29 protein-coding genes are annotated in these 26,695 nt (G+C 69.9%); 13 read left to right on the forward strand and 16 right to left on the reverse strand.

Annotation, left to right across the window (positions count from 1 at the left end; all coding sequences use genetic code 11):
• The first annotated feature begins 99 nt into the window (after nucleotides 1-99).
• A complete protein-coding gene (locus tag C471_RS05490; RefSeq protein ID WP_049909015.1) occupies nucleotides 100-1,047 on the forward strand; it encodes an LLM class oxidoreductase in 948 nt (315 codons plus the stop codon).
• 483 nt (nucleotides 1,048-1,530) lie between these two features.
• On the opposite strand, the gene C471_RS05495 is transcribed toward C471_RS05490, so the two are convergent.
• Nucleotides 1,531-2,604 (reverse strand): aldo/keto reductase, encoded by a 1,074-nt coding sequence (locus C471_RS05495; RefSeq protein WP_004047052.1) that lies wholly within the window; start codon nucleotides 2,602-2,604, stop codon nucleotides 1,531-1,533.
• Nucleotides 2,605-2,763: 159 nt separating this feature from the next.
• Between C471_RS05495 and C471_RS05500 the strand changes: the two genes are divergently transcribed.
• The 3 genes from C471_RS05500 (at nucleotide 2,764) to C471_RS05510 (ending at nucleotide 5,840) form a co-directional block, all read left to right on the forward strand.
• Nucleotides 2,764-3,675, forward strand: a complete 912-nt coding sequence (locus tag C471_RS05500) for an acyltransferase (protein ID WP_004047053.1) — start codon at nucleotides 2,764-2,766, stop codon at nucleotides 3,673-3,675.
• Between the two features lie 74 nt (nucleotides 3,676-3,749).
• Nucleotides 3,750-5,042 (forward strand): hypothetical protein, encoded by a 1,293-nt coding sequence (locus C471_RS05505; protein WP_004047054.1) that lies wholly within the window; start codon nucleotides 3,750-3,752, stop codon nucleotides 5,040-5,042.
• Nucleotides 5,043-5,117: 75 nt separating this feature from the next.
• Entirely contained in the window at nucleotides 5,118-5,840 is a 723-nt protein-coding gene (locus C471_RS05510) for a CPBP family intramembrane glutamic endopeptidase (protein WP_004047055.1), read from the forward strand.
• A 27-nt stretch (nucleotides 5,841-5,867) separates the two neighbouring features.
• On the opposite strand, the gene C471_RS05515 is transcribed toward C471_RS05510, so the two are convergent.
• Nucleotides 5,868-7,181, reverse strand: coding sequence for a DNA double-strand break repair nuclease NurA (locus C471_RS05515; protein ID WP_004047056.1), 1,314 nt, complete (start codon nucleotides 7,179-7,181; stop codon nucleotides 5,868-5,870).
• A gap of 287 nt (nucleotides 7,182-7,468) precedes the next feature.
• Here C471_RS05515 and C471_RS05520 point away from each other — a divergent pair, with 287 nt between their 5' ends.
• Nucleotides 7,469-9,283 carry a methyl-accepting chemotaxis protein gene (locus tag C471_RS05520; protein WP_004047058.1) on the forward strand — a complete coding sequence of 605 codons (1,815 nt, stop codon included), beginning with the start codon at nucleotides 7,469-7,471 and terminating at the stop codon, nucleotides 9,281-9,283.
• A gap of 17 nt (nucleotides 9,284-9,300) precedes the next feature.
• Here the strand turns inward: C471_RS05520 and C471_RS05525 are convergent, their stop codons facing one another.
• From C471_RS05525 to arcD, 4 genes are all read right to left on the reverse strand, one after another.
• Complete coding sequence (locus tag C471_RS05525; protein WP_004047059.1) at nucleotides 9,301-9,771, reverse strand: hypothetical protein; 471 nt, start codon at nucleotides 9,769-9,771, stop codon at nucleotides 9,301-9,303.
• Entirely contained in the window at nucleotides 9,771-10,286 is a 516-nt protein-coding gene (locus tag C471_RS05530; RefSeq protein ID WP_004047060.1) for a DUF2240 family protein, read from the reverse strand. The genes C471_RS05525 and C471_RS05530 overlap by 1 nt, the downstream gene beginning before the upstream one ends.
• A 149-nt stretch (nucleotides 10,287-10,435) precedes the next feature.
• A complete protein-coding gene (locus C471_RS05535) occupies nucleotides 10,436-10,618 on the reverse strand; it encodes a hypothetical protein (protein ID WP_004047061.1) in 183 nt (60 codons plus the stop codon).
• An 84-nt stretch (nucleotides 10,619-10,702) separates the two neighbouring features.
• Nucleotides 10,703-12,193 (reverse strand): arginine/ornithine antiporter ArcD, encoded by a 1,491-nt coding sequence (gene arcD / locus C471_RS05540; protein WP_004047062.1) that lies wholly within the window; start codon nucleotides 12,191-12,193, stop codon nucleotides 10,703-10,705.
• 199 nt (nucleotides 12,194-12,392) lie between these two features.
• Between arcD and C471_RS05545 the strand changes: the two genes are divergently transcribed.
• Nucleotides 12,393-13,379, forward strand: coding sequence for an NOG1 family protein (locus C471_RS05545; RefSeq protein WP_004047063.1), 987 nt, complete (start codon nucleotides 12,393-12,395; stop codon nucleotides 13,377-13,379).
• 41 nt (nucleotides 13,380-13,420) lie between these two features.
• Here the strand turns inward: C471_RS05545 and C471_RS05550 are convergent, their stop codons facing one another.
• The 5 genes from C471_RS05550 to C471_RS05570 form a co-directional block, all read right to left on the reverse strand.
• Nucleotides 13,421-13,825, reverse strand: coding sequence for a hypothetical protein (locus C471_RS05550; protein WP_049909004.1), 405 nt, complete (start codon nucleotides 13,823-13,825; stop codon nucleotides 13,421-13,423).
• Nucleotides 13,803-13,991 (reverse strand): hypothetical protein, encoded by a 189-nt coding sequence (locus tag C471_RS05555; RefSeq protein ID WP_049909005.1) that lies wholly within the window; start codon nucleotides 13,989-13,991, stop codon nucleotides 13,803-13,805. The genes C471_RS05550 and C471_RS05555 overlap by 23 nt, the downstream gene beginning before the upstream one ends.
• Before the next feature lie 134 nt (nucleotides 13,992-14,125).
• Nucleotides 14,126-14,887, reverse strand: coding sequence for an SIMPL domain-containing protein (locus C471_RS05560; RefSeq protein ID WP_004047065.1), 762 nt, complete (start codon nucleotides 14,885-14,887; stop codon nucleotides 14,126-14,128).
• A gap of 88 nt (nucleotides 14,888-14,975) precedes the next feature.
• Nucleotides 14,976-17,198 carry a formate/nitrite transporter family protein gene (locus tag C471_RS05565; protein WP_004047066.1) on the reverse strand — a complete coding sequence of 741 codons (2,223 nt, stop codon included), beginning with the start codon at nucleotides 17,196-17,198 and terminating at the stop codon, nucleotides 14,976-14,978.
• Between the two features lie 198 nt (nucleotides 17,199-17,396).
• Nucleotides 17,397-18,671 (reverse strand): TIGR00341 family protein, encoded by a 1,275-nt coding sequence (locus C471_RS05570; RefSeq protein WP_004047067.1) that lies wholly within the window; start codon nucleotides 18,669-18,671, stop codon nucleotides 17,397-17,399.
• A 137-nt stretch (nucleotides 18,672-18,808) separates the two neighbouring features.
• On the opposite strand from C471_RS05570, the gene C471_RS05575 reads away from it, so the two are divergent.
• The 4 genes from C471_RS05575 to C471_RS05590 all read left to right on the forward strand — a co-directional run bounded on the left by C471_RS05575 (nucleotide 18,809) and on the right by C471_RS05590 (nucleotide 20,913).
• Entirely contained in the window at nucleotides 18,809-19,060 is a 252-nt protein-coding gene (locus tag C471_RS05575) for a hypothetical protein (RefSeq protein ID WP_004047068.1), read from the forward strand.
• Between the two features lie 203 nt (nucleotides 19,061-19,263).
• Complete coding sequence (locus C471_RS05580; RefSeq protein WP_004047069.1) at nucleotides 19,264-20,145, forward strand: homoserine kinase; 882 nt, start codon at nucleotides 19,264-19,266, stop codon at nucleotides 20,143-20,145.
• Nucleotides 20,146-20,239: 94 nt separating this feature from the next.
• Complete coding sequence (locus C471_RS05585; protein ID WP_004047070.1) at nucleotides 20,240-20,470, forward strand: antitoxin VapB family protein; 231 nt, start codon at nucleotides 20,240-20,242, stop codon at nucleotides 20,468-20,470.
• Nucleotides 20,467-20,913: a PIN domain-containing protein gene (locus C471_RS05590; protein WP_004047071.1), complete on the forward strand. Its 447-nt coding sequence runs from the start codon at nucleotides 20,467-20,469 to the stop codon at nucleotides 20,911-20,913. The genes C471_RS05585 and C471_RS05590 overlap by 4 nt, the downstream gene beginning before the upstream one ends.
• Before the next feature lie 63 nt (nucleotides 20,914-20,976).
• On the opposite strand, the gene C471_RS05595 is transcribed toward C471_RS05590, so the two are convergent.
• From C471_RS05595 to trxA, 3 genes are read right to left on the reverse strand one after another with little or no spacing between them, the layout of a single operon-like run.
• Nucleotides 20,977-21,549, reverse strand: a complete 573-nt coding sequence (locus tag C471_RS05595; protein ID WP_004047072.1) for a class I SAM-dependent methyltransferase — start codon at nucleotides 21,547-21,549, stop codon at nucleotides 20,977-20,979.
• 45 nt (nucleotides 21,550-21,594) lie between these two features.
• Complete coding sequence (locus C471_RS05600) at nucleotides 21,595-22,734, reverse strand: aminotransferase class V-fold PLP-dependent enzyme (protein ID WP_004047073.1); 1,140 nt, start codon at nucleotides 22,732-22,734, stop codon at nucleotides 21,595-21,597.
• The gene (gene trxA, locus C471_RS05605; protein WP_004047074.1) at nucleotides 22,734-23,072 is read right to left on the reverse strand and encodes a thioredoxin; all 339 of its coding nucleotides are present in this window, start codon (nucleotides 23,070-23,072) and stop codon (nucleotides 22,734-22,736) included. Before trxA ends, C471_RS05600 begins: the two co-directional genes overlap by 1 nt.
• Before the next feature lie 125 nt (nucleotides 23,073-23,197).
• Here trxA and C471_RS05610 point away from each other — a divergent pair, with 125 nt between their 5' ends.
• The 3 genes from C471_RS05610 (at nucleotide 23,198) to C471_RS05620 (ending at nucleotide 25,285) form a co-directional block, all read left to right on the forward strand.
• Nucleotides 23,198-23,728, forward strand: a complete 531-nt coding sequence (locus C471_RS05610; protein WP_004047075.1) for a DUF5817 domain-containing protein — start codon at nucleotides 23,198-23,200, stop codon at nucleotides 23,726-23,728.
• A gap of 82 nt (nucleotides 23,729-23,810) precedes the next feature.
• A complete protein-coding gene (locus tag C471_RS05615; RefSeq protein WP_004047076.1) occupies nucleotides 23,811-24,830 on the forward strand; it encodes a DUF7490 domain-containing protein in 1,020 nt (339 codons plus the stop codon).
• Nucleotides 24,827-25,285 (forward strand): hypothetical protein, encoded by a 459-nt coding sequence (locus C471_RS05620; protein WP_004047077.1) that lies wholly within the window; start codon nucleotides 24,827-24,829, stop codon nucleotides 25,283-25,285. Before C471_RS05615 ends, C471_RS05620 begins: the two co-directional genes overlap by 4 nt.
• A 24-nt stretch (nucleotides 25,286-25,309) precedes the next feature.
• Here C471_RS05620 and C471_RS05625 read toward each other — a convergent pair whose 3' ends face one another.
• Nucleotides 25,310-25,654, reverse strand: a complete 345-nt coding sequence (locus C471_RS05625; RefSeq protein WP_004047078.1) for a hypothetical protein — start codon at nucleotides 25,652-25,654, stop codon at nucleotides 25,310-25,312.
• Nucleotides 25,655-25,753: 99 nt separating this feature from the next.
• On the reverse strand, nucleotides 25,754-26,596 hold the full coding sequence (locus C471_RS05630; RefSeq protein ID WP_004047079.1) for a hypothetical protein: 843 nt from the start codon (nucleotides 26,594-26,596) through the stop codon (nucleotides 25,754-25,756).
• Between the last annotated feature and the right edge of the window lie 99 nt (nucleotides 26,597-26,695).

The raw sequence follows: 26,695 nt of genomic DNA on the forward strand, positions 1-26,695 counted from the left end.
ACGATGCTCCGGCGAGGAGACAGGACGATGCTCCGGCGAGGAGACAGGACGATGCTCCGGCGAGGAGACAGGACGATGCTCCGGCGAGGCGACGGGACGATGACCGGTCCCGACGCGGGGGAGCGTCCCGACCACGCCAACGCCGGTTTCCGGCAGCTGTTCGGTGACGACGGACTCACGTTCGGACTCGGCCTCCCGCTGACGGGCGAACGACGCGGAACGCCGGATCCCACCGAGGAGATCCGGCTCGCGGAGCGCGCCGAGGCCCTCGGCTTCGACGGGCTCTGGGCGCGGGACGTGCCGACCCACTGGCCGAAGTTCGGCGACGCAGGCGGGGCGTTCGACCCGTGGGCGCTGCTCTCGCACGTCGCCGCCCGTACCGACGAGGTCGCGCTCGGCACGTCGAGCGTCGTCCTCCCGCTCCGGCACCCGATCCACCTCGCGAAGTCCGCAGCGACCGTCGACCGGCTCTCGGACGGGCGAGTCGTGTTGGGGGTCGCCTCCGGCGACCGCGACCCCGAGTACCCGGCGTTCGGCGTCGACCCCGAGCGGCGGGGCGAGATGGTCCGCGAGCGGATCGCGGCGATGCGCGCGTGCTGGCGAGCTGAGTTCCCCGAGATCGGCGGCGAGTGGGGCGAACTGGACGGCGACCTCGACGTGCTCCCGAAGCCGACGACGGAGACGCTCGCGGTGCTGCCCACGGGCAACGCCCGGCAGTCGACCGAGTGGATCGCGGAGCACGGCGACGGCTGGCTGTTCTACCACCTCCCGGACGAGACGCTCCGGAGCTACGTGGCGGAGTGGCGCGAACAGGCGGGCGCGAAGCCGTTCGCGATCGCCGTCGGCGTCGAGTTCGCCGACGATCCGACCGCGGAACCCGAACACCTCCACCTCGGCTACCGCGCCGGCGCCGAGTGGTTCCGCGACTACTTTCGACGGCTCGACGAGTTCGGCGTCGACCACGTGATCGTCGGCCTGCGCGGCGACGACCCCGAGGCGGCGATGGAGACGTTCGCGGACGAGGTGTGTGGAGAGATCGGTAGGTAGCGGAGCGATCGGTCGCACCCAACGGGACTCAGTAGCCGGTTCCGACGCCGGTGACAGCGTGGCCGCGGTCGAGGGCTCGTTCGCGATTCGGTGCCCTGTTCGCCCGCTCGCACCGAGGAGGGGTACGCCCCTCGCGCTTGGGCGACCGCGAGCCGTCTGTCGACGCGAAGCGAGGGGCCGCGAAGCGAGCGGTCACCGTCCGATCGGCGAGAACGACCATCGCGGTTGCTTTATAACCTCCAGCGAGTATCTTCGAGCGTGGTGGCCATGACGATCCGTTACCCCCTCTGAGCCCCTTGTGACGATCAGTTTCCACCGAGCCACCACGTTCAAGCCGCCGAGCGACGGCGCTCGCGAGATACGTTTGCGGCCTCGTCGCCCGCGGCCGTGGCAACCGTGTCACGTCCGCGGTGAAAGTGGTTAAAAATGCCGATGAGCCGCCGCTGTCCCGCGGTCTCGACGAGAAACGGGAGGGTCGACCGCTCAGTACGACGCGGCGCGTTTATCGAGGCCGGCGGCCTCGATGTCCTCGCCGTCGACGGAGGTCCGGAGGGCGTCCATCCCGTCGTCGCGGTCGATGTCGAAGTTGCGCGCGTACAGCTCCTGGACCCGGTCGTACTCGGCGTCGGAGAGGGACGGTACGTCGCTCGCGGCGCTCCACTCGGCGATGTCGTCGCCGTCGCGGAACGTCGGCGTGACGGAAGCGACCTCGTCGTGCGCGAGCAGCCAGCGGATCGCGGCCTGCGCCATCGTGCGAGTCCCATCGGCGTGGTCGGGGTCTTCGAGGAAGCGGATCGCCTCGACCTTCTCCCAGCCGGCTTCGTACCACTCCGCCGGGCGGTGCGAGCGGTGGTCGCCGTCTTCGAGGACGGTGTCGGGCGTCACCTGCTCGTTGAGGAGGCCGGAGGAGTGCGGGACGCGGGCGATGACCGAGGTTTCCGAGTCGCTCTCGCGGACGGTGTCGACGAAGTGGCGCCCCGGCTCCTGTTCGAAGAGGTTGAAGACGGTCTGGACCGCGTCGAACTCGTCGTACTCGACGGCGGCGTCGCCCTCGGCGAGCCAGCCGATCGAGGGACCGAGAGCCCACCCGAGCGCGCGGACGCGCCCGTCGGCCTTCCACTCGCGGAGGAGGTCCCGAACCTCGGGGGTGACCTCGTCGACGTTGGCGTTGTGGAGCTGGAGCAGGTCGACGTGGTCGGTGTCGAGCCGGTCGAGCGAGGCCTCGAACGCCTCGGTGAGGTACTCCTCGGTCAGCTCCTTGGGGAGTTCGCCGTGGCCGGCCTGCGGGTTGTCGTAGAAGTCGTAGCCGATCTTCGTCGCGAGCGTCACCTCGTCGCGCCGGCCGTCGATCGCCCGCCCGATGATCTCCTCGCTGTCGCCGTGGCCGTACACGTCGCCGGTGTCGACGTAGGTGACGCCCGCGTCCAGCGCGTCCTCGACCATGCCGACCGCCTGTTCGTCCGAGCGGTCGCCCCACCAGTCGGTGCCGACGACCCACGCGCCGAAGCCGATCTCCGAGACCTCGACGCCGGAGTTCCCGAGTTCGCGGTGCTGCATACCCGTCCTTCGGGATCGGGACACTTAGCGGGTGCGGTCTCCCCCACGCGCCGGGACCGCGGATCGGATTTATAAGACCGACCGCTCCCGGATAGGACCGGCGTGACGCGCACGTCGCACAACCGAATCCCTTTGGGGCACGGCGACGAAGAAGCGACGATGACAAAGCGACACGTCTCCCTGCCCGACGGTGCGGAGGCCGGGGTCCGAGGGTTCATCGATGAGGTAGATGAGCGGCTCTCCTCGGAGGAGGACACCTGTGAGGTCGTCCGAGACACGCTGATCGACCTCCACGGCGACCGCGAGCGCTGGGAGGCGTGGCAGGACGGCGAGTCCGTGTCGAAAGCCGAGCGCGTGCGCCTGCAGGGGTACGACCCGTGTAACGCCACGCTGGAGTCGGAGTACTACGCCGAGAAGGACGAGGACCGGTTCCAGCGCTCGAAGCACCTCCAGTGGCTCTGGCGGCAGTTCGACGCCACGCCGATGGCCGACAACGTCGAGTTCGCGCTCCGGTTCCGCCAGATGCTCGGCAACCACCTGTTCGCCGAGTGCGGGGACGACTGCCGCTTTTTCAAGGGGATCTCCGTCACCTACGGCCACAACATCGAGATCGGTGACAACGTCGTGATCCACGACGACGTGCACCTCGACGACCGCGGGAAGCTGACGATCGGCGACCGCGCGTCGGTCTCCGACGGGGTCCACCTCTACAGCCACGACCACGACCTCGTCGACCAGACCGAGGTCCGGAACTTCCACACGATCGTCGAAGACGACGCGCGCGTCACCTACGACGCCATGGTGCGCGCCGGCTGCCGAGTCGGTGAGAACAGCGTCGTCGGCGCGCGTTCGGTCGTGCAGGGCGACGTGCCCGACCACCACGTCGTCGTCGGCTCTCCCGCCCGGAGCGTCCGCGTGAAACCGGGCTGGGAGGAGGTCGCCGACGAGCTGGAGGACGGCCGGCTCCCGGACAACCAGGACGAGCGCGAGATCGAGTACGACCTCCCCGACGACCTCGACCGGTTCGACGAGTTCCAGCGCGATCTGCAGCCGCCGACCCCGTCGCGGTGAGCCGGACACCGCTCCGCCGGTGACGCGCCGCGCGGGAACCCACTCTTAAGTCCCGGTCGCGCGCACGTCTCGGTATGCACGTCGACCTCGGCAACGCCTTAGACACGACACCGGGGCTCACAGAGGAGACCCTGGAGCGCCTCGACTCGCGGGTCGCAGGCGCACACGACCGGATCGCCGCCGGCATGGCCGACGACGAGTTCGGCTACGCCGCCCTGAACCTGCCGGAGACGACCGACCCGGACGCGATCCGGGCGGCGACCGACCGGTTCGACCGCCCCGAGGCGGTCCTGACGGTCGGGATCGGGGGGAGCGCGCTCGGGGCGGCGACGCTCGCGAACGCCCTCGACAGCGACGTGGACGCGTACTTCCTCGACAACGTCGACCCGGACGCGGTCGACGCGTTGCTCTCCGACCTCCCGCTCGCCGACACCGTCGTCAACGTCGTCTCGAAGTCGGGAACGACCGCGGAGACGCTCGCGAACTTCCTCGTCGTCCGCGAGGCGATGACCGAGGCGGGCGTCGACTGGACCGAGCGCACCCTCGTCACGACCGGCGAGGAGGGGAACCTCCGCGCGCTCGCCGACGCCCACGACCTCCCCGCGCTCGACGTGCCCGACGGGGTGCCGGGGCGCTTCTCCGCGCTCTCGACGGTCGGGCTCGCGGTGCCGGCGCTGCAGGGCCACGACGTCGAGGCGGTCCTCGCGGGCGGACGCGACGGGATGGCGAGCCTGTCGGGGTCGCTGTTCGAGACGCCCGCGTACGCCTACGGCGCGGCGGCGTACGCGCTCGCCGAGCGCGGCGCGCTCACCAACGCCGTGATGCCGTACGCGGAGTCGCTGGAGACGTTCGCGGAGTGGTTCGCCCAGCTGTGGGCCGAGAGCCTCGGGAAGGACGGGCTCGGCCAGACCCCCGCCCGCGCGCTCGGCGCGACCGACCAGCACTCGCAGCTCCAGTTATACCGCGCCGGCCCGCCGGACAAGCTCGTCTCCCTGATCCGGCCGACCGAGCGCGCCGAAAGCGAGATCCCGGAGACCAACCTCGACGGGCTGGCGTACCTCGGCGGCTCGTCGCTCGGCGACCTGCTCGACGCCGAGTTCGAGGCGACCGAGGCGAGTCTCGCGGCCGCCGACGTGCCGAACCTCCGAGTCGAGATCGACCGCGTCGACGAGCGGGCCCTGGGGGAGCTCCTGTACGGGATGGAGGCCGCCTGCGTCCTGTACGGCGAGCTCGCGAGCGTCTCGACGTTCACCCAACCCGCGGTCGAGTGGGGGAAGAAGGCCGCCCGTGGACTGCTCGGCGGCGGCGACTTCCCCGAGGCCGACGCCGTGGCCGACAAGCGCGAACTGCGCATCGACGGCTCCTGAAGTAGAGGTGGTCGATCCGATGCAATCGCGTGGGCTTCCGGAGCGCCTAACACACCGTGCGTCTAATCATCGCCGATGACAGACGACCTCTCGGTTCCGGCCGAACTGATCCACGCCGCGAGCGCCGTCTTCGCGCTCGTTTTCGGGCTCGTCGTGGGCGGCCTGATCGGCCAACTGGCCACTTCTGTCGCGGTCGGCGTCGGGATCGTCGCACCCGAGACGAACGCGTTCACGCTCCTCCAGACCGTCGCCAACTTCGTTGGATTCCTCCCCGCCGTGGTCGGCTACCTCGTGATCACGGACCAGCAGGACCTCGTGTCGGTCTCCCTCCCGTCGCTCCGGGAAGCCGGGCTCATCGTGGGGTCCGCGGTCCTCCTCTACGGCCTCCAGATCGGCCTCCTCCTCACGCTCCGCGAGTTCGGGTTCCGGACCGGAGAGAACCCGGCCACGATCGCCGCCGGCGACCCGGTGGTCTACTACACGGCGATGATCGTCGTCTCGCTTTTCGTCGTGGGCCCCGCGGAAGAGTTGCTGCTCCGCGGCGTCGTCCAGGGCGGGCTCCGACGGTCGCTTGACGCCGCTCCGGCGATCCTCATCGCGGCCCTCATGTTCGGAGTGCTCCACGGGAACGTCGAGGGAAGCACCGTCGAACAGGTCGCGTACATGGGCGTGACGGTGATCCTCGGCGCGATCCTCGGCGTGCTCTACGAGCGGACGCAGAACGTCCTAGTGCCGGGGCTCGCGCACGGCCTGTATAACGCGATAATCTTCGCGGGGCTCCTGCGGGGCGTGCTGTGACCCCTCGCTGAGAGGCCCCCGCCCGATTCAGTACGGCTCCTTTCCCCACCGCCGGTCGTCGTACGTCGCCTGCTGGTCGCTGTCGAAGCGCTCCTCGAACTTCCGACGGAGCGCGGCCTTCTCCGTCGCCGATATCCGCGCCAGTTCGTCGGCCTTGCCGACCGCCTCCGGCGGCCCCCGCGTCGTCGCCACGTCGGCGAGGACCTGCCGGGTGAGCCGGTCGCGGACCTCGGGGTTGCGTGCGAACGCGTACGGCGCCTCCAGCTTGTAGGTCACGTCGGTCCGGGGGTCGTACACGACCATGAACGTCGGCTCGTACAGCTCCGGGTCGAGCTCGCGCTCGATCCCGAGCGCGTCGCCGTCGGCGGCCATCGTCGCGTCGGCGCCGCCACGACTGCGGAACCACGTGGTGAAGGTGAGCTCGTCGTCGACGCGGTCGGGTCGGCCGTCGCGGGCGCCGTCTCCAGGGGCGCCGCCGTCTCCAGAGGCGCCGCCCCGCTCGCCCTCCCCGTCGCCCTCGCGGCGCTCCAGGAGTCGGGTGAAAAGCGCCGTATCGTCGGGCCACGGCGGTTCGACCCCCTTCCGGGCCAGCGCACGGACGATCGTTCCGCTGGAGGGGTTCTTCACGAAGCCGGCCAGCGGCACGTCGCGCTCGACGAACCGCTCGACGAGTCGGACGTACTTCTCGACCACGGCGCGGGGCTTCGCCTCGCGGGCGAGCGCGCCGAGTTCGGGGTTGCGGTCGTCCCACGTGAACAGCTCCTTCGGGTATATCGGACCGTCCAACACGAGCAGGTCGTCGACCTCGTTGGCGTGGTCGAGCGCGTGCGTCCCCTCGGCCAGGTACAGGGCGAGCGCGTGGACGACTCCCTCGGCGTACCGGTTCACCCGCGGGGCGTGGAGCACCCGCTGGCGGGTGTGGCCGTCGTCGCGCTCGCGCCACTCGCCGTCGAAGCTCGCGGTCGAGTCGCCGGCGTGGACCGTCGCGACGATCGTCCGGTCGCGGTGGAGATCCAGGTCGCTCGGCGCGCTCGCCATCGCGGCGTGGGCCACGTCGACGACGAGGCCGTTCTTGAACGTGGTCGGGTTGATCGTGCCGGAGTCGAGCCCGTGGACCGTCTCGAACGGGCGGTCGGCGAGGGCGGCGTCGTCGATCGGCGCCCGCCGGCGCTCGTGCCCGTCGACGGGTTCGATCACGACCCGGCCGTCGCGGCGGAGCTCGGGGAGCCAGTCGCGCCACACCCGTCCCGCGAGGTCGTCGTGATCGGTCGTGTCCACGTCGCCCGCGATGCCGTACGCGAGCCGCGCGATGTTCTCGACGTGGATCGGATCGAGCGTCACGGCCGTACTGCGGGCCGAGGTGACTTAAAAGCGTTCGGCCGCGGCTCCGTCTCGCCGATAGACACGGAACCGCCTAAACGCGTTTGAGAGCGCCGGTCTCGGGATATCAGAATGAATACTCGGGCACCAACCTTCTTTGCCGGATCCGCGCTCTCACGATCATGGCCGAATCAACGGTCGGGTCGGAGGGGGGGAACCACAGCCCGTCGGGAATGAAGGAAGGGGGGCCGTCGGGGCCGGTAGCGAAGGTCCGAGAGATCATCCGGTACGTTCCGGACGGCACGTCCATGCCGTCCGCGATGTGGCGCGGACGCCACCGGAACATCCTGATCGCGATCGCCGTCCAGGTGCCGCTGCTCATCGCGCTGGGACTCTACTCGGGGACCGAATCGTTCACCGGCGCGCAGATCCCCGCGACGCCCGCGTGGATGCTCGGCGGGTTCACCGCCCTCATCTTCGGCACCGCGGCGCTGGCGAACTGGTCGCGGCTGGGGCGCCGTCAGCGGACCGTGCTCGCGGCGTTCAGCGCGATGACGGTGTCGATGGCGCTCGTCAAGCTCTCCGGGGGGTACATCGAGGCGCACTTCCACTTCTTCGTGTTCGTCGCCGTCCTCGCGCTGTACGAGGACTGGCTCCCGTTCGCCGTCGGCATGCTGTACGTCGCGCTCGGCCACGGCGCGTTCAGCCTCATCGACTCCAGTCTCGTGTACAACCACCCCGCCGCGATCGCGAACCCGATCGTCTGGGGCGGGATCCACGCGGTGTTCATCACCGGGCTCGCGCTCGCGCTGATGGTCAACTGGTACTCCATCGAGAAGTCGCGCGAGGAGGCGCAGCGCCAGCTCGATCTGGTGTCCGAGCAGAAGGCGGAGATCCAGGACGTCGAGGCGGCGAAGGCGGAGGTCGAGAAGCGCCGCGAGGAGGTCGAACGGCTGAACCGACACCTCGAACGGAAGGCCGACGACTACAGCGCGACGATGGAGCGCGCGGCCGACGGCGACCTCACGGCCCGGCTGGACGCCGACGGCGAGAGCGAGGCCATGGAGCAGATCGGCGCGGCGTTCAACGGGATGATGGACGACATCGAGGCGACGATGCGAGACGTGCAGTCGTTCGCCGGCGAGGTGTCCGCGGGCAGCGAGAAGACGGTCGCGGGCGTGGACACGGCCGAGGCGCGCAGCGAGGACGTGAGTCGGTCGGTCGCGGAGATCGCCGAGGGCGCCGCCGACCAGCGCGAGATGCTCGAACGGGTCTCCGGCGAGATGAACAACCTCTCGGCGACGATCGAGGAGGTCGCCTCCTCGACCGAGACGGTCGCCGACGCGGCCCAGGAGACGGCGTCGATCGCCGACGAGGGACAGGACACCGCCGGCGAGGCGATCGACAGCGTCCGGGAGTCGCAGGACGCGATCGGCGAGACGGCCGAGAAGGTCAGGGTCCTCGACGAGCGGATGGAGGACATCGGCGAGATCGTCGACCTCATCGGCGACATCGCCGAGCAGACGAACCTGCTCGCCTTGAACGCCAACATCGAGGCCGCCCGCGCCGGCGGCGCTGGCGGCGGGAGCGACGGGTTCGCGGTCGTCGCCGACGAGGTGAAACAGCTGGCCGAGGAGACCCAGGAGGCGGCCCAAGAGATCGAGGAGCTCATCGCCGGCACGCAGGCGCAGACGCAGGCGACCGTCGAGGAGGTCCGCACCGCCGAAGAGCACATGGAGGCCGGTGCCGGTGCGGTCGAAGACGCCGCCGACGCGTTCGCCGAGGTGGCGGCAAACGCCGGCGAGACCGACGACGGGATCCGCGAGATCAGCAAGGCGACCGACGACCAGGCCGCGAGCACCGAGGAGACGGTGTCGATGGTCGAAGAGGTGGCGGGGATCAGTCGGTCGACCGCCGACGAGGCCGACGAGGTCAGCGCGGCGGCCGACGAGCAGCTCGCCGCGATGTCGCAGGCGACCGCCGAGGCCGGCTCCCTCGCCGAACAGGCCGAGCGGCTTCGGGCGCTGCTCCGGAAGTTCGAAGTCGGCGGGGAGTCGACCGACGACCCGTCGGCGGCGGGCGCGCGCAACGTCGCGATGGGCGACGGCGGGCGGTCGGACTGAGGCGCCGAGCCGCGGCGTTACTCCCGGTTTCCGGTCGCGTCGACGACGGCCTCGAACACCGGCAGCGCCCGCTTCACCTGCGCGCCGTCCTCGACGAAGACCAGCGTCCGGGGCGGCCGGACCGCCTTCGGTCTGACCCGGAGGCCCTCCCGCTCGGCGGCGTCGGCGGCGACTGCGGGGAGGCCGGGGGCGTCGTCCGCATCGCGCGCGGCGGCTTCCCCACCGGCGCCCGCGACGAACTCGATCCGGAGCCGGTCCGGCTGGACGTACGCCTCGGCGACGAGGTCTCGGTCGGCCTCGTCGCCGTCCCCCGCGCCTCCCTCGCCGCCGCGGACCACCCGGTACGCGAGCGCGCCGTCGGCCGTCGGCTCCACGTCGGGGTCGGCGTCGGCGAGCGCGAGGTCCCGCAGGCGTCCCTCGTTGCCGGACACCTCCGAGGCGAGCAGCTGTCCGATCCGGACGCCGTCGGTCAGGCGGTCCGCGACCATCAGGCGTCACCCGCGGGATCGACCGCAGCGCTGGCGTCGTCGACGCTGCCGTTCCCGCTTCCCTCGGCGGCGGCCGAAAGCCCCTCGCGCACGTCGGTCGCGAGGTGATCGACCGCGGCGCCGTGCTCCTTCGCGACGAGGACCGCGGCCGCCTCGATGGTGATCGCGAGCGCGCGCTGCCGCTCGTTGATCTCGGCGACGGCGCGCTGCTTTTCAATCCCGGCCGCGACGACGGCGTCGAGGGCGGTCTCGAAGGTTGACTGCTCGCGGAGGATCGACTCGTCGGGCGTGAACCCCTCGGGAACGAGCACCTCGTCCGGGTCGAACCGCGCGACGAGGTCGCCGTCCTCCTCGTCCACTAGCCCGCGACCGACCGCGACGTCGACGAGCCGCTTCGCCTGATCCGGCGAGAACCAGTCGCGATCGAGCGACAGCGCGACGACGAACTCGCCCTCTCCCAGCCGCTCCTTGGCGCGGTGTTTAAACGGAACGGCGACGGCGACCTCGAGGCTCATGTGCGAATGGCGGGGCGTCGACGGCGGTAAACCTACCGGACCACTCGCCGGCGCGGGAAGGGGATCCGAAGTCGGGCGGGCGGACGCGCGGTCTCGCGTTTCGGTCCCCGTGAAGATCCCGGGGCCGAGGATCTAGTCGGCGGCGGGCATCAGTCTGAGCCGGTTTGCCAGCCGACGAACTTCTCGAACACTACCGTGACTCCGAGGAAGAGAACGGCGAACACGAACCAACGGAACGCGTCGAACGTGCCCGTGAAGGCGAGGACGTTGAAGATGTACGATAACGACGCCCCGACGAACGCGGCCAGGTAGAGGTTTCGCCGGGTGTCCATGGGAGACACTCGACGGAGTTCGGCTTAACTCCTTTCCCGAGCGCGCTCCCGTCTATCCGAGCCGCCGAGCGCCGCGACCACCCGTCAGTCGTCGTCGGTCGCCGCGGTCGGCTTGTCGGCGGCGGGCGCCTCGGTCGGCTTGTCGGCGGCGGGCGCCTCGGTCGGCGTCGGCGTCACGTCGAGCGAGTAGCCGGTCGCGGCCATGGCGAACAACACGAGCGGCGAGAGAAACGCGAACAGGTAGTACGGCGCGTACTCCAGCGTCGGGACCCCGGTGACGCCCGCCATGTAGACGGCGCCCGCGTGCCACGGGAACAGCGCGCCGGTCGGCGTCCCGGCGGCCTCGACCGCGCGGGAGAGCTGGTCGGTGTCGAGCCCGAACTCGTCGTAGGTGTTCCGGAGCGTGACGCCGGGGAGGACGATGCTCATGTACTGCTGGGCCGTGAGCGCGTTGATGGCGATCGCCGAGACGCCCGTTCCGGCGACGAGCGCGCCCGGGCTCTTCACGGACGACGTGAACGCGTGGGCGATCACCGCCAGCACGCCCGTCCGCTCTAAGATCCCGCCGAGCGACAGCGCGGCGACGACGACCGTGATCGTCCACGCGGAGCCGGTGAGCCCGCCCGTCGCGAGCAGTTCGTTCACCAGGTCGGAGCCGGACTCCGGCGCGGTGCCGTACATGAACGTCTCCCACGCGGGGACGAAGCCGGACCCCTGTACGAGCAGCGTCGTGAGCACGCCGGCGAACACGCCGGCGACGAGGGTCGGGAGCGCGGCGTACCCGCGCAGCGCCAGCCCGAAGGTGACGGCGAGCGGGACGAACGCGAGCAGCGTGATCGCGTACGTCTCGCCGAGCGCGCCCTGGATCTCCGCGATCCGGCCCGTCGGGATGTCGCCGCTGGCGCGGAGACCGAGCGCGAGGAAGCCGAGTACCGCGAGCCCGAAGGCGACGGCGGTGCCGGTCCGCATCCGGCGGATGTGCGCGTACAGATCGGTGTTGGTGACGCCGGCGGCGAGGTTGGTGGTGTCGGAGAGCGGCGACTGCTTGTCGCCGGCGTACGCCCCCGAGAGGACGGCCCCGACCGTCATCGGGGCGGGGACGCCGAGCCCCGCGCCGATGCCGACGAAGGCGACGCCGAGCGTCCCCACCGTGGTCCACGAGGAGCCGATGGCGAACGCGACGACGGCGGCGACGACCGCTGCCGCGGGGAGGAACGTCGTCGGCGAGAGGATCTCCAGCCCGTAGTACATCAGCCCCGGAATCGTGCCGGCGCTGACCCACGTCGCGATCAGCCCGTAGATGGTGAAGATGATGAGCAGCGCCTGCAGCCCCATCACGAGGCCGTTCGCGATCCCGTCGAACAGCTCCTCCCAGTCGTAGCCGAGCCACAGGCCGAACCCGCCGACGAAGGCGATGCCCCAGAGGAGCGGCGGGTGTGGATCGAGGCCGAGGACGGCCGAGCCGATGCCGAGGAACGCCACGACGGCGAGGACCGGGACCAGCGCCAGCGCCAGGCTCGGGCGGCGGTCCGGGTCGAGGTCCTCGTAGGTCGTCGGCGTGAACGAGCGTGCCATGGCCGGGGTTATTCCTTTGAGGCATAAATATATCTCGGAATATGAGCGGGAAAGATAATGATCGTTCATCGCCGTTCGCGGCCGGAGGGGGAGAACCGAGCGCTCGTCGCCGACACCCGCGCGTCCGACCGTGTGCCGCCGTGTCGCGGGGTCGCCGAACGGACGGTCTTATACGCGTCGGCGGTCAAGTCGGGGCAACATGATATTTGAGGGCCTCCCAACGACCCCCCGCTCGGAGGAACTCGTCGACAAGGCGTTCTCGCGGGCGGCGCGCGCGGGGCGCGCCAAACACGGACACGAGGCGCAGGAGTCGATGCTGCGGACCGCCGGCAACGTGCTCTCCGACAACTTGGAGAACGTCGTCGTGTCGTGGCCCGACTTCGGCTTCGACGTGGACCCGTTCTACTACGAGCTCGCCGACGCCATCGTCGACGTCGACCGCCTCCGGCAGGCGCTCTCGCAGGTGATGTGGGCCAGCCGGCAGATCGAGGACCTGCGCGACGAGTACACGACGAAGGTCCGCAACTCCGACGTCGACACCGCGCGGAAACATCGCAAGCAGGCGTTCGCGCGCATGGCCGACGTGATGGACCAGATCGAAGAGGACCTGCGGTACATCGGCGACTCGCGCGACCAGCTGAAGGTGCTCCCCGACGTCAAACCGGACGAGCCAGCCATCGTGGTCGCCGGCTACCCCAACGTCGGGAAGTCGTCGTTCGTCAACCGGGTCACCCGCGCCTCGAACCAGATCGCGGAGTACCCGTTCACCACGAAGGGCGTCCAGATCGGCCACTTCGAGCGGGACCACATCCGGTACCAGATCGTCGACACTCCCGGCCTGCTCGACCGGCCGGCCGACGAGCGCAACGACATCGAGCGGCAGGCGGTCAGCGCCCTCGAACACCTCGCGGACGTGGTCGTGTTCGTGCTCGACCCCTCCGGAGACTGCGGCTACCCACTCGACGTGCAGCTCGAGCTGCGCGAGGAGGTACGGGCGCTGTTCGGCGAGGAGGTGCCGTTCCTCACGGTGGCGAACAAACACGACCGCTTCGACGCGGTACAGGCGGAGTCCGTCGACGCGACGATGAGCGTCACCAACGACGAGAACGTCGAACGCGTGCTCGACATGGCGGTCGAGGCGGCCGCGTTCGAGCCCGATCTCCCGACGCGCGACGGCGAGGAGTGAGCGGTCGCTCGTAACGGTTAGCTGTCGAAAAACGGGGAGAATTACTCAGTCTTAGTGTTGACCTCACGGTCTTTTTGCTCCTCGTGTTTTTCCGAGAGATCGGTGGCGGAAGCCGCGGTATCGTTGGTGTGTTGGTCGTCGTTTTCCATGCTCTCGATTTCTTCTTGAAGTTTTTCCAGAAGCTTGCGCTGTTGTTCCTCGGTGAGACGTATCGATGAATCTGAGAAGGGGTTGCTGGTGGACGTTCTTTGGTACCTCACAACGGACCCCTGTTTTTCCTCGAGTCTGACAGCGCCGGCCCTGAAGACGACAGTGGCGATCCCGCCGGAGATCATCGCCCAAGAGGAGAGTTCAGGGAGACCCGCGAATTGGAACACCATCGCTATGACGAGGGCAAAAGAAAAGGCGAGTAGCGAAGTGTATCTAAGATCTGCGGGGCTGACCATATTGGAATCCCGCGACGAAGCTGATATAGAGTGCAGCGACAGCGAAGACGATGAACAGAATGCTTTCTAGAGTAAGGAGGCCCGTGAGGCGGAGTACGCCGATGAGGGCGAGGGCAAGCCCGGCGAGTATCATGCCGAGGTCCTCAGTCGTCATGGCGTTCAGCATAACTGGGCGTTACTCGGGAGCGGTTATAGATTTATTGGTGGATTTGAGGGTTGCGAGTGCAATTCAGGTGTTTCTGGAAGAGCGTTGTTAGAGGGGCTGTTGCGTCCGGTTTCAAAAGTCCCCCGAGCACCGCGTCAGGCCTGCTCGGCGGCGTAGACGACGTTGACGCTGACCTGCACGCTCACGTCGCCGGTCTCGATGCCGGTGGCGGCGCCGGCGTCCCCGCCCTCGGTCTCGGCCATCATGGCCGCGTCGGACACCCGGTACGGCGTCACGCCCGCGTTGGCGGTGGAGACGCTGTAGGCGCCGGCCAGCTCCAGTCCGCTGGAGCTCGCAAGCACGGTGGCGTCGTCCTCGGCGTTCGCCATCGCGTTCTCGATGGCGGCCTCGCGGACTTCGCGCTCCCGTTCCTCGCTCAGTCCGAACTCGATCCGCTGGACCTCGTCGGCGCCGGCGCCGACCGCGACGTCGATGACCTCGCCGACCGCCTCCACGTCGTCGAGCGCGATCGCGTAGCGGTGGACGCCCTGATACCGCGTCAGGTCGGGGTTGTCGCGCGTCTCGTAGGACTCCCGCACGTCGTACTGGTCGGTCCGGATGTCGTCCTCGTCGATCCCCCAGTCGGTGAGCGCGGCGCGGAGCTCCTCGTCGCCGGCGGAGAGTTCGTCGCGAACGGCCGCGGAGTCGTTGCCGGTCGCGGTCACCGCGACGCGGATCGTCGCGCGGTCGGGCTCGGCCGTGGCCTCGCCGTCCGCGACCACTTCGATGTTCCTGTCGAGTGTCGGTTCGTCGCCCGCGTCGACGCCGGGGCTTCCGGTCGAGCCGACGAGCCCCGAGCAGCCCGCGAGCGCCACGAGCAGCGCGACGCCGACGGCAGTCGCCAGTTTCCTGTTCATACCCGACTCGTGGACGGGAACCGTCAAATAAGTCGCTGAAAGGACAAAGAGACGTTTGCGCTATCGGGCGCGGGAGCAGTGACCGCGATCAGGCGGACCCGGTGTCGTCGTCCACCTCGTCGTCGTCAGCTCCCTCGTCGTCGCGATCCTCGTGATCGGTGATCACCGCGGGTTCAGGCGAGAGGTCGTTATCTCCCCCCTCCTCGTCTTCGTCCCCCACCTCGGGAGCATCGTGATCCGCGATCACCGTCCGGTCCGCGTCGTCGCGCTCCTCGCCGTCGCCGTCGCTCTCGTCCCCGCGATCGGCGGCGCGGGTGTCGCCGTCGTCAGCGCCGGGACCACCCTCGTCGTCACCGTCGCCGTTCCCCGACGTGAGATCGTCGGGGATGGATCCGGCGTCGTCCCACCCGTCCGAACCGCCGAGCTCCGCTCCGCTCGACGCGTCCGGGTCGCGCTCGACGCCGCCGTCCGGTGGCCCGGTTGCCCGCCGTCCCGAGCCGAACAGCCGATCTCGGAGCGAGCGGCTGCTCGGCCGCTCGGCGAGCAGCACCGAACAGTCGACATCGTGTATCACGTCGAGATGGAGGGAGTTCGAGACGAGCCGCGAGAGCAGCCCCTTCTCCGTCGCGCCGATGATGACGAGAGTGCTGTCCGCGGACTCCCGAGCGATGGCGCCCTCGACGTCGCCGGTGTCGTCGACGATCCGCTCCGCGTTCGAGAGCCCGTGCTCCGCGGCCCACGCGGTGAGGAACTCCTCGCCCTCGGCGCGGTCCTCGGGACCGTCGACGACGTGGAGCAGGCTCACCTCGGCGCCCGCGGTCCGAGAGAGCACGCTCGCGACCTCCGCGCCGAGCGTCGAGTCCGGGCCGCCGGAGGTCGGGAGGAGCACCCGCGAGGTGTCGAGGTCGCTCTCGCTCAGGATGAGGAAGTCGCAGGGGAGCTGGTTGGTCAGCTCGTCGATGGGGCGCTCCGCGCGGGCCGCGCTCCAGAGCTGGTCTTCGCCCCACCCCATCAACACGGCGTCGGGACGGGTCCGACGGGCCATGTTGAACACCTCCTCGAAGGAGCGGTGCGAGACGACCGTGGAGGTGGAGACGTCCACGTCGTACCCCTCGGCGGTCTCGCGGAGCCCGGACATCCCCTCCTCGGAGACGTCGGCGATCCGACCGGCGCCAGCCGACAGCGACATCCGCTCCGGCGCCTGCACGACGTGGACGATGTGGACGAGCCCGTCCTCGTGGTCGCTCGCGATCCGGCTCGCGAGTTCGACGATCGGGCCGTCAGTTCGCGGGTTCGTGATGGGGACCATGATCCGGTGGCCCTCGTTGGCGAACAGCGTCGCCTCCGTGGCGTCCAATATCGGGACGTACGAGCGCCCGGCGGCGCGGCCGAGCACCCACTCGGGCACCGTGAGCCGACGGGTCATCCCCTCGAAGCGCGCCTCCTCCAGCCGCTCCTCGCTGGTCTGGAAGTAGTTCACCAGCGTGACCAGGACCACCCCGCCGATGGTGTTCCCGAGCAACACCGGGATCACGAAGCCGACGATCCCGGAGTAGAGACTGATCTCAGCGCCGTACAGCGGGATGCTGTACTCGAAGAACAGGTAGAGGACCTCCGTGAAGGAGACGACCACGTGGAACAGGTCGCCGAGCGGGATCGCGAGGAACGCGAGGTAGACGACGAGCATCCGGCTCACGGAGTCGGTGGAGGCGAAGCCGACCCAGACGACGCCGGCGACGATCAGCCCCGCCATGGCGGCCTTGAAGAACAGCGGGACGGCGCCGACGCCGAATCCGCCCTCGGAGATGTACCGCGCCGCGTCGACGGTGTCGCCGGTGAAGACGCCGCCGTACGAGAGCACGAGCGCCCCGATCCCGCCGCCGACGAAGTTGCCCGCGAGCACGATCGTCCAGTGGCGGAGGAGCGTGGGGAGGCTCGCGAGCCGCTCTAAGGTCAGCGCCACCGGCGGCAGCGTGTTCTCGGTGTACAGCTGGTAGCCGCCGATGATGATGTAGATGAACCCGAGCGGGTAGAGGAGCACGCTCAAAATGGAATGGGAGTCGGTCGCGGCGGTCAGGGAGGCGTACAGCATGAAGGTGATCGTGATCGCCAGCCCCGCCGCGAGCCCGCTGAAGAAGAGTTCGCGGCTCCCGGACGTCACCTCCTCGTCCGCGGCCGCGATGATCCGCTGGAACACCTCGTCGGACGAGAAGCGGTCCCGAACGGCCTCGCCGACCGCGGGCGCGCCGCTGCGGGAGCGCTCGACGACTTCGCGCATCGAATCGTCGTCGGGTCGCTGTGAGTCGGTCACTGCCGGATCACTGTCGGGGCAATAAAAAGTAGTTCCTCTTTCGGCATACGGGACAGAAAACCCGGAGGCGGCAGTTATTTCGAGGAAAGCGAATCGAGCGTCGAAAGGGATTGGTCAGATCGCCACGCCCGTCACGTCGATCCCCCGGCGGCGACATCTCGGGCTCGCCGATCGCGTACCGGACTCGTGGACCGCGTCTCAGGCCCGGTCGATCGTCACGAGACGCACCTCGACGCGCACGTCGGTCCCGATCGTCGCCTCGATCCGGCGGTCGAGCGCGTCGGCCACGCCCTCGACGCCGCCGCCGGGCGGCGCCCCCACGGTGACGATCACGCGCTCGGTGGTGAGCGGCGGGACCGTCCCGCTGCGTTCGACCTCCAGCTCCAGCAGTTCGAGCCCGGGATCGAGCGCGGCGAGCTCGTCGCCGGCGGCGGCCCGAATGTCGGCCTCGGTGGTCGAGGCGACGTACGAGTCGTAGGTGACGCCGCCGAGGAACACCGAGAGCACCGCGATGGCGGCCGCGAGCACCGCCGCGCGCTTCAGGAACGCCGCGCGCGCGTCGTCCTCGCGGAACCAGTTCCGGGGTCGGTACCCCTCGTACCAGAGCACGACCAGCGCGGAGAGGTTGATCGAAAGGACGTTCACCGCCACGATCACGCCAGCGCCGAGCACCAGCCGCGGAATCCGGAAGGCGATCCCGATCCCGACGGCGGCCGCGGGCGGGATAAGCGCCACCGCGATCATCACGCCGACCAGCGTCGCGGAGACGCCCGTCATCAGCGAGACGATCCCGGCGACTCCGGCGCCGATCGCCACGACGAGCACTAAGACGTTGGGCGCGAGCCGCTCGGAGACCTCCGCGAGCTCCAACGGGTCGATCCCGGGCGGGACGAGCGCGAACCACCGCAACGCGAACGCGAACAGCGTCGCGGCCGCGATCGCGACCGCGACGCCGAGAACCTGCATCCGAACGCCGCGTCGGAACATCTCCTCGTCGTCGACGACCGTGCCGATCGCGGCCGACATCGCCGGGCCGATCAGGGGGGCGATCACCATCGAGCCGACGACGGTCGCCGGCGAGTCGAGCAGGAGCCCGGCTGTCGCGATCACGGCGGAGATCACCGTCATCAGCACGTACGTCCGGAGCCCGGAGGCGAGGTCGTCGGCCTTCGCCTGCAGCTCCTCCCGGGAGATCCGGTCGCTCCCGTGCTCGGCCTCCTCCTCGTACTCGTCTTCGAGCGCCTCGAACCGGCGGGAGATGACCGTCTCGGCCGCGACGATGACGGTGTACGTGCTCTCGTCGATCCCCGCCTCGCGGAGCCGTTCGAGGACCGGCTCGACGGCGGCGGTCGGGAGCGGGAACGTCGCGACCGCGGTGTACTCGCGGCCGCTCGTCTCGTCGGTGACGACGTAGTCGACGCCCTCGTCGTCGAGCGCGCGGATCACGGCGGCGCGCTTCCCCGCCGGGATCATGACCTGAACGAGTCGCACGATCGGTCGTCTCGTCCCCTCGACTTATAAGGGACGGTGACCGCTCGGGGACCGAACCGTCGCCCGTCCCGCGCGAAACGGAACTTTAATGCGCGAATCCCTCGCACGTTCAGACAAGAATGCTCTCGCCGCTGTTCATCGACACGTTCCTGCTCGATTACCACCTCGGGCACGTCATACTGCTCGGGCTCATCGTCTCGCTTCTGGCGGCCGCGCCCCTGAAGTCCCAGAAGGTGATCGCGTCCATCGTCGCCGGCTTCGGGACGATCCTCCTGGTCGCCCCGTACACGACGATGCCGCAGGTGTACATCCTCGCGGGAATTCCGATGATCCTGATCGGCGCCCTGCTGTGGACGATGGCCGGAAACTGACGCCGTCCCCCGCTTCCGACTCCCGCTTTCTCCGTTCCCCCTCCGTTTTCTCTTCCCCGACAGCGCCGCCGCTCCGTCACCCCCGCCGCTCCGTCACCCCCGCCGCTCCGTCACCCCCGCCGCTCCGTCACCCCCGTCGTTCGGCCTCACCGCGCCGCCGCTCGATCCGGCCTCTTTTTGCACCCCGAGCGACACTCCCCGCCATGGTCACGGTACGGGCACCCGCCACGAGCGCGAACCTCGGCAGCGGGTTCGACGTGTTCGGCGCGGCCCTCACGCGGCCGGCGGACGTCGTCACCGTCGAGAAGGCGTCGGAGACGACGATCGAGGTCACCGGCGTCGGGGCCCAGTACATCCCCGAGGACCCCGAGAAGAACACGGTCGGCGCCGTCGTCGAGGCGCTCGACGCGCCCGCGCGGATCCACATCGACAAGGGTGTCCGCCCGGCGTCCGGGCTCGGCTCCTCGGCGGCCAGCGCCGCCGGCGCCGCGGTCGCGCTCAACCGGCTGTACGACCGCGGGCTCTCCCGCTCGGAGCTGGTCCCCATCGCCGCCGAGGGCGAGGCGGTCGTCTCCGGGGTCGCGCACTCGGACAACGTCGCCCCCTCGATCCTCGGCGGGTTCACGGTGACGACGAGCGAGGGGACCCACGCCGTCGACGCCGCGATCCCCCTCGTGGTCTGTCTCCCCGACGTCGCGGTCTCCACCCGCGACGCGCGCCGGGTCGTCCCCGAGACGGCCTCGATGGACGACCTCGTCGAGACGGTCGGTAACGCCGCCACCCTCGCGGTCGGGATGTGCCGATCCGACCCCGGCCTCGTGGGCGCCGGCATGAGCGACCCCGTCGTCACTCCCGAGCGCGCGCGCCTGATCACGGGGTACGACGACGTGCGCGCGGCCGCCTTCGACGCCGGCGCGGCCGGGGTCACCGTCAGCGGCGCCGGTCCCGCGATCCTCGCCGTCTGCCGCGACGAGCGTCGCCGCGGTGTCGCCGCCGCGATGCTCGACGCCTTCTCCGAGGCCGGCATCGACGCCCGCGCCTACCAGACGCGGATCGGGAAGGGGACGACGGTGCTGGAGGAGTGAGGCGACGATAGCGTAGCGGTGCCGTCACTGCGCCACTCCTCTCCCAGTCCATCCAAATATTGATTCCCGCAGAGCGTCAACGCTGTCAACGAGAATGTCACATCAGGTTCGCTTAGAAGACGACGTGTACGAACGGATCAAGGCGAACAAACGCGACGACGAGTCGTTCAGCGACGCCGTTTCGCGGCTCATCGGAGGCCGATCGCTTCGAGATCTCCGGGGCGTCTTCGACGAGGAGCAAGTGAGCGAGATGCGAGACGCCATCGAGACCGCGGACCAGAGAGACCGTGAGGAGGTCCGCGAGGTCGCGGACCGGTTCGAATGATCGTCGACACGAGCTTCGTTTTGGACGTTATCGACGGCAACGACGCGGCCGTCGCGAAGGAACGAGAACTCGAAGCCGAAGGCGTCCCGCTCGTCATCCCCTCGATGACCGTTCTGGAGCTGTACATCGGCGTCGGGAAAGTGGCGACCACCCGAGAAGAGCGACGGAAGGTGGGATCCGTACTCGACTCCTACCCGGTGGTGGAGATGACGCCGAGCATCTTTCGGCGCGCCGGCCGGCTACTCGGGGAGCGCATGGCCGACACAGACGACGGCGAGGGACCGGGGATCGGAAAGAGTAACGCGGCGATCGCTGCGACAGCGATAGAACGCGACGAGCCCGCTCTCGCCGGCGACAGGCACTTCGAGGCCATTCCGGGAGTCGTCCACGAGAGCTACGGTGAACGCACCGCAAGACGATGTATAGAGAAACAGCACTGTTGAACTCCGCTTTTTCAGACAGGTTCTCGTCCGAAACGACAGATCGGTGAAGAATTCTCGATCGCGCTACGGCGCGCGGGCGATCACGGCGAACGTCTCGGTGCGCTCGGAGGCGAGAAGGACCTCGAACCCCGTCGCCTCAAGCGCCGCAGCCGCGTCGCCCGCGTCGAACCGCTCGTCGGTCGAGGGGCCGTGCTCGCCGTCGCCCGCGGCCGACCAGTCGAAGAGCGCGAGCCGGCCGTCGGACCGGAGCACGCGGGCCAGCTCCGCGACGGCCGCGTCGCTCGCGAACTCGTGGTACGTCATGGTCGAGAACGCGGCGTCGAGCTCGCCGTCCTCGAAGGGGAGCGTCGCCACGTCGCTCTCGACGAGCTCGACGTTCTCGGGGACGCCCTTCTCGCGGTAGAACGCGTGCATCTCGGCCTGCACGTCGACGCCGTAGACCGTCTCGACGTGGGGCGCGACCGCGTCGGCGTAGAAGCCGGTTCCGCTCCCGAGGTCGGCGACGGTCGTCGCCTCGCGATCGGCGCGCTCGGCCGTCAGCGCGCCGATTACCTCCTCGGCGGACACCCAGCGGTACCGGGCCGCGGGACGCTCCAATCGGTCGGCCTTCTCGGCGTCGAACGTGTGATATCCCATGCCCAGTCTTGTGCGCAGAGCACTAAAACGCGTCCGGTCCCTCGCTCACCACTCGGCGGCGAGGGCGTCGATCAGCCGGTCGATCTCCGACTCGGTGGAGACGGCGTGGACCGAGGCCCGGACGCCGTCAGGGTGCGGCAGCGAGCGGACGACGATCCCCCTCTCGGCGAGCCGCTCGACCGTCGCCTCCGGGTCGTCGACGTCGACCGTGACGAGCCCCGACTCGTACTCGCGGGGGCTCAGCAGGCGGTCGTCGGGGACCCCGTCCTTGAGCCGGTCCGTGAGCGACGCGATCCGGTCTTCGATCGCCGGGAGGCCGACCGCGTCGATCGCGTCGAGCGCCTCGGACAGCCCGGCGTGGGCGGCCGGAGTCGTCGTCCCGACCTCGAAGCGCCTCGCGCCGGGCTTGAACGCGATCGCGTCGCCGTCGGGGTCCTCGACGCTCCGGTAGCCGACCGCGCGCGGCGCCAGCTCGGCCGCCGCCTCGCGGTCGACGTAGAGGAATCCGGACCCCCACGGGCCGAGCAGCCACTTGTGGCCCGCCGCCGCCACCGCGTCGGCGCCCCACGCCGACACGTCCATCGCGACCTGGCCGGGCGACTGGACCGCGTCGACGAGGGTGAACGCGCCCGACTCGTCCGCGATGTCGACGAGGTCCGCGACCGGGAGCCGCGTCCCGTGAGTCCACGTGATCGCGCTGAAGCAGACGAGCCGCGCGTCTGCCACGGCCTCCGCGTACGCCTCGCGGTCGACTCGACCGCCCTCCGTCTCGACGACGCGCACCTCGACGCCCTCGCGTTCGAGCCGCTTCCACGGGAGGACGCCGGCGGGGTGTTCGAGGTCGGTCCGGACGACGGCGTCGCCCGGCTCCCAGTCGATCGCGCCCGCGATCCGGGTGATCCCGTCCGTCGTGCTCTCGGTCAGCGCGATCTCGTCGGGGTCGGCGCCGACGAAGTCGGCGACGCGCTCGCGCACCGTCTCGTACGTCCCGAAGGCGTGCTCGTACGGGTCCGTCGTCGCCGAACCGAACTCGTGGTCGGCGACGAAGTCTGTCGCGGCCTCGACGACGGACTTGGGGCTCGGCCCGTGCGCGCCGAAGTTGAAGTACGCGGCCTCGCCGAGCGCCGGCACGTCCGCGCGCAGCTCGCGGGGGGCCATCCCGTCGTCGGCCTCGGAGTCGGTCATCAGGCGGTGTGTTCCGCGATCGCGTCGGCGAGCGCCTCCTCCGTCTGCGCGCCGACTATCCGATCCGCCAGTTCGCCGCCGGCGAACACGAGCAACGTCGGGATGCCCTGCACGCCGTACTCGCTGGCCAGCCCCTGGTGCTCGTCGACGTCGACCTTCAGGACGGTCGCGTCGGTGTCGCTCGCGACCGCTTCGACGGCCGGCTCCATCATCTGACACGGGCCGCACCAGTCCGCGTGGAAGTCGACGAGGACCACGCCGTCGGCGACGTAGTCGTCGAACTCATTGGGGTCGGCCAGCTGAATCGGTTCCGTGGGAACGGCGTCGGTTGAACTCATCGCGTCAGTCTACGTGTCCGACGCGGATAATGGTTTTGAACAGGACACACAATACCACGGGGTCGGCCGAACGGGAGGGCGGCGCGGGTCCGAGGCTTCAAATCCGGGGGCGACGAACCGCGTCCATGTACGCGGTCGTCGGCTGCAACGAGTGCGCGGCGATGTGGCTCCTCACGGACCCGCGGGCGAGCGACAGCGCGCGGTGTCCCCGCTGCGGGAAGACGCATCAGACGGCGAAGCTCAAGCGGTTCTTCGAGTCGGAGGACCGCGACGCGGCCCGCGAGGCCCGGGCCGCGCTGCTCGCGAAGAAGCGCGACGAGAGCGCGGCGTTCGCCGAGCTCGACCACGTCTCGGAGCTGGAACGCGCCGTCGAGGACGCCGGGATCGACGACCGCGAATATCTGGAGGCGTCCGGGATCGACGCCGACGCCGTCGACGAGGCGGGCGCCCGAGCCGAGGGCGGCGGCTCGGGCTCGCGAAGTCGGACCGAGATCGTCCGCGACGCGGTCGAGGCCGTCGACGAACCTACGGAAGGGAACGTGGTGGCGCACGCGAGCGAGCGCGGGGTCCCCGTCGAGGCGGCCCGAGAGATCCTGACGCGGCTCGCGCGTCGCGGGGAGCTCTCCGAGTCGGGCGGGCGGTACCGGACGCTCTGACCGAACCGACGCGCCGAGCGGTGCTGCCCTTCGACCCCGATGCCTGACAAAGCACTTATGTTGTCGTTTCGACGTTCCAGGTATGGACACCCGAACTGCCCTCCTGGCGGCCGCCGCCGCGCTCTTACTCGCGGGCGCGATCGGTGCCGTCGCCGCGCCGGACGCGATCGTCGACCCGCGCGAGGACGACGAGCGCCCCGGCGACGTGCGCATCGTCGACACGGTCGTCTCGCCGGGCGAGGTGCGCGGCGAGACGGCTGAGCTCCGGCTCGGAGTCGACCTCCGACACCGGGGGTCGACCGTCGAGAACGTCACGGTCCGCCACCGCGCGATCGGCGCCGACTCGGGGCTGCTCGTCGACGAGACGACGGTCGACGTCGGCGATGTGGACGGCGGCGGCGAACGGACGATAAACGGCTCCGTCGACGTGGAGCGCGAGGGGAGCTACCGGATCGAGACCGTCGTCTTCGCCGACGGCGAGCGGCGCGCGGCCCAGACGACCCGCGTCGGGGGCGTCGCGGCGCTCACTCCGGACTACGCCGACTCGCGCGTCGGCTTCACCGAAAGCAACGTCTGGCCGACCGTCGCGGTCAGCGTGAGCGAGGCCGACAACGAGACGGCGACGCTGTCGGTGTCGATTTCGGTGACGAACCGCGGCGACGCCGTCTCGGAGCCGATCGACCTCCGCGTACTGGTCCGGCAGGCGGAGTCGAACGTGATCGCCGACGAGGCGAGCGAGACGGTCGGGGAGGTCCGGCCCGGTCGGACCGACACCGTGACCACGACCGTCGAGGTGCCCGCGAACTACAACTACTACGTCGACGCCGCGCTGTGGAGCGACGACGTGCTCATCGACGAGACGCAGGGCGTCGCCAACCTGAACCCCCGGGAGACGATCAGCACGAACCAGACGACCGAGGAGGTGGAGTTCGCCGTCGAGGACTTCACGCGCGGCGAGGGCGGCGACGACGTGGGGGGCGACGGCGCCGACGCGCCTGATCGGGGCGCCGACGGCGCCGGAGACTCGACGCCCGGCTTCGGCCCCCTCGTCGCGCTCGTCGCGCTCGTCGCCGCGGCCCTCGTCGCACGGAGGCGACAATGACCGACGAGCGCGACCGCGGCGGCGCGAACGACGGCCCGGACGCCACCGACCGCAGCGGCACCGATCACAGCGACACCACGGACTCACCCACCCGACCAATGACCGCCACCGACACCGACGACGACCGCGCACCGCGCACGACCGACCCCGAGAGCGACGCGGACGAGACCGCGAACGAGGGAGGCGGTCGCTTCGACCGGCTCTCGACCGACGACCTCCGAGGGCTCATCGACCGGATCGGACTCGCGGCGCTGATACTGCTCGCGCTGATCGCCGGCTGGAGCTTCTACAGTCAGGCGGGCCGCGCGATCCGGACGTGGCTCGACCCGGCGTACCATCCGATCGCTCTCGCGGCGTTCAACCTCGCGGTGCTGCTCGTCGCGCTCGCCGGCGTCACCCACCAGCTCTACCGGATCCGCCGGAGCGAGCGTGGCGACCGAGGAGGGACCGAGTAGCGGTCACGTCGCCCTCGACGGCGCCTACTCCTCGGGCAGGTCCTCGGTGCTGGCCGGGATCCGCTCGACTTGGCCCGCGAGCGTCGCCGCGTCGCCCGCGACGGTGGAGGCGTCGACGCCCGCCTCGTTCGCGACCAACCGGACGTGCGCGGCCAAGAGCGCGAGCGCCCGAAGCCCCTCGCCCTCGCCCCCCGAGTCGCCGTCGCTCCGCTGGGCGAAGGTGGTGTCGACCTCGCCGTCGCGGACGACGCCGACGTGAACCGCCTCGATCCCGTCGCCGTCGAGGAGGTCGCGGGCGCGGTCGATCTCCGCGGCGAACGGGTCGTCGTCGGCCGTCGATCCGTCTGCGGGAACCTCGTCGTCGCTCATGGGGGACCGTACGCGAAGCGGGGAGAAAAGCGCGGCGCCCGTCGGGGCGCGCGGTTTCGGCGGTTTCGGCGGTTTCGCTGATCCCGCCGGTCGCGTCGGTTACTCGTCCGGACGGGGCCGGGCGATGAACAGCGACTCTTCGAGCGTGAACGGGTCGTACGTCGACTGGTGACAGACGCAGTAGGTCCCGTTGGCGGCGTCGTAGCGGGCGGACTCTTCGAGTACCTTGTAGTCGGGGATACAGCAGAAGTGCGTACAGACGTTGAGGTACGCGACGAACCCCTGGTCGGTGGATGCCTGGAGCCACTCGTCGTCCGAGTTCTGGACGGCTTCCTCGATCCGCGGCGAGCGGATGACGATGGCGTTGAGGTCGGCGTCGGCGTCCTGGGAGCGCCACGAGACCGATGCCGGCTTCCCGACGCCGTCGTCGCCGATCCCGTTGCCCCACTCGGCGTAGTTCTCGAAGTCGTCGATGTGGATCCGGTCGCCGTCCTCGTACGTCTCGTCCTGCCAGTCGTACTTGCCGGGGGCCGCCCGGAACAGGTTGTCCGACTCGAAGTCCGGGGCGATGTTCTCCTGCGACTCGACGCCGCAGTACTGGAACCACGCGCCGGAGTACGTCCGGCCGCCGAGTTGCTGTTGTGCGACCTGGATCTCTTGGCCCTCCTGCGTGACGGTCTGCGTCTCTGGCCAGATACCGCGGATGTACCCGTCGTCGGTTACCTCTACCGGGATCTGGGGGAGCCCGCGCGGCGCCGGGCCGCCGGTCTGGGCGATCGACATCGCGACGGTCGACCCGCCGCCGACACCACCGGAGGTCGTCAGGGTGTTCACCGTCGCCGACCCCATCGCACCGACCCCCGCGAGGGCCGCGCCGCCGACGACGCCCTTGACGAAGCGGCGCCGGCCGGACTCGGCCGGATACTTGTCGGACTGACTCATACCCGTTGTTCGGGTTGGGCCGGTAAAAAGGGTGACGAACCCTCCACCCGAGCGGAAGACGCGGGGATCGCCGGCGATCACCGCTCGGGCTCGTCCGCG

It is taken from the genome of Halorubrum saccharovorum DSM 1137 (assembly GCF_000337915.1).
In the GTDB taxonomy this organism is placed as follows: domain Archaea; phylum Halobacteriota; class Halobacteria; order Halobacteriales; family Haloferacaceae; genus Halorubrum; species Halorubrum saccharovorum.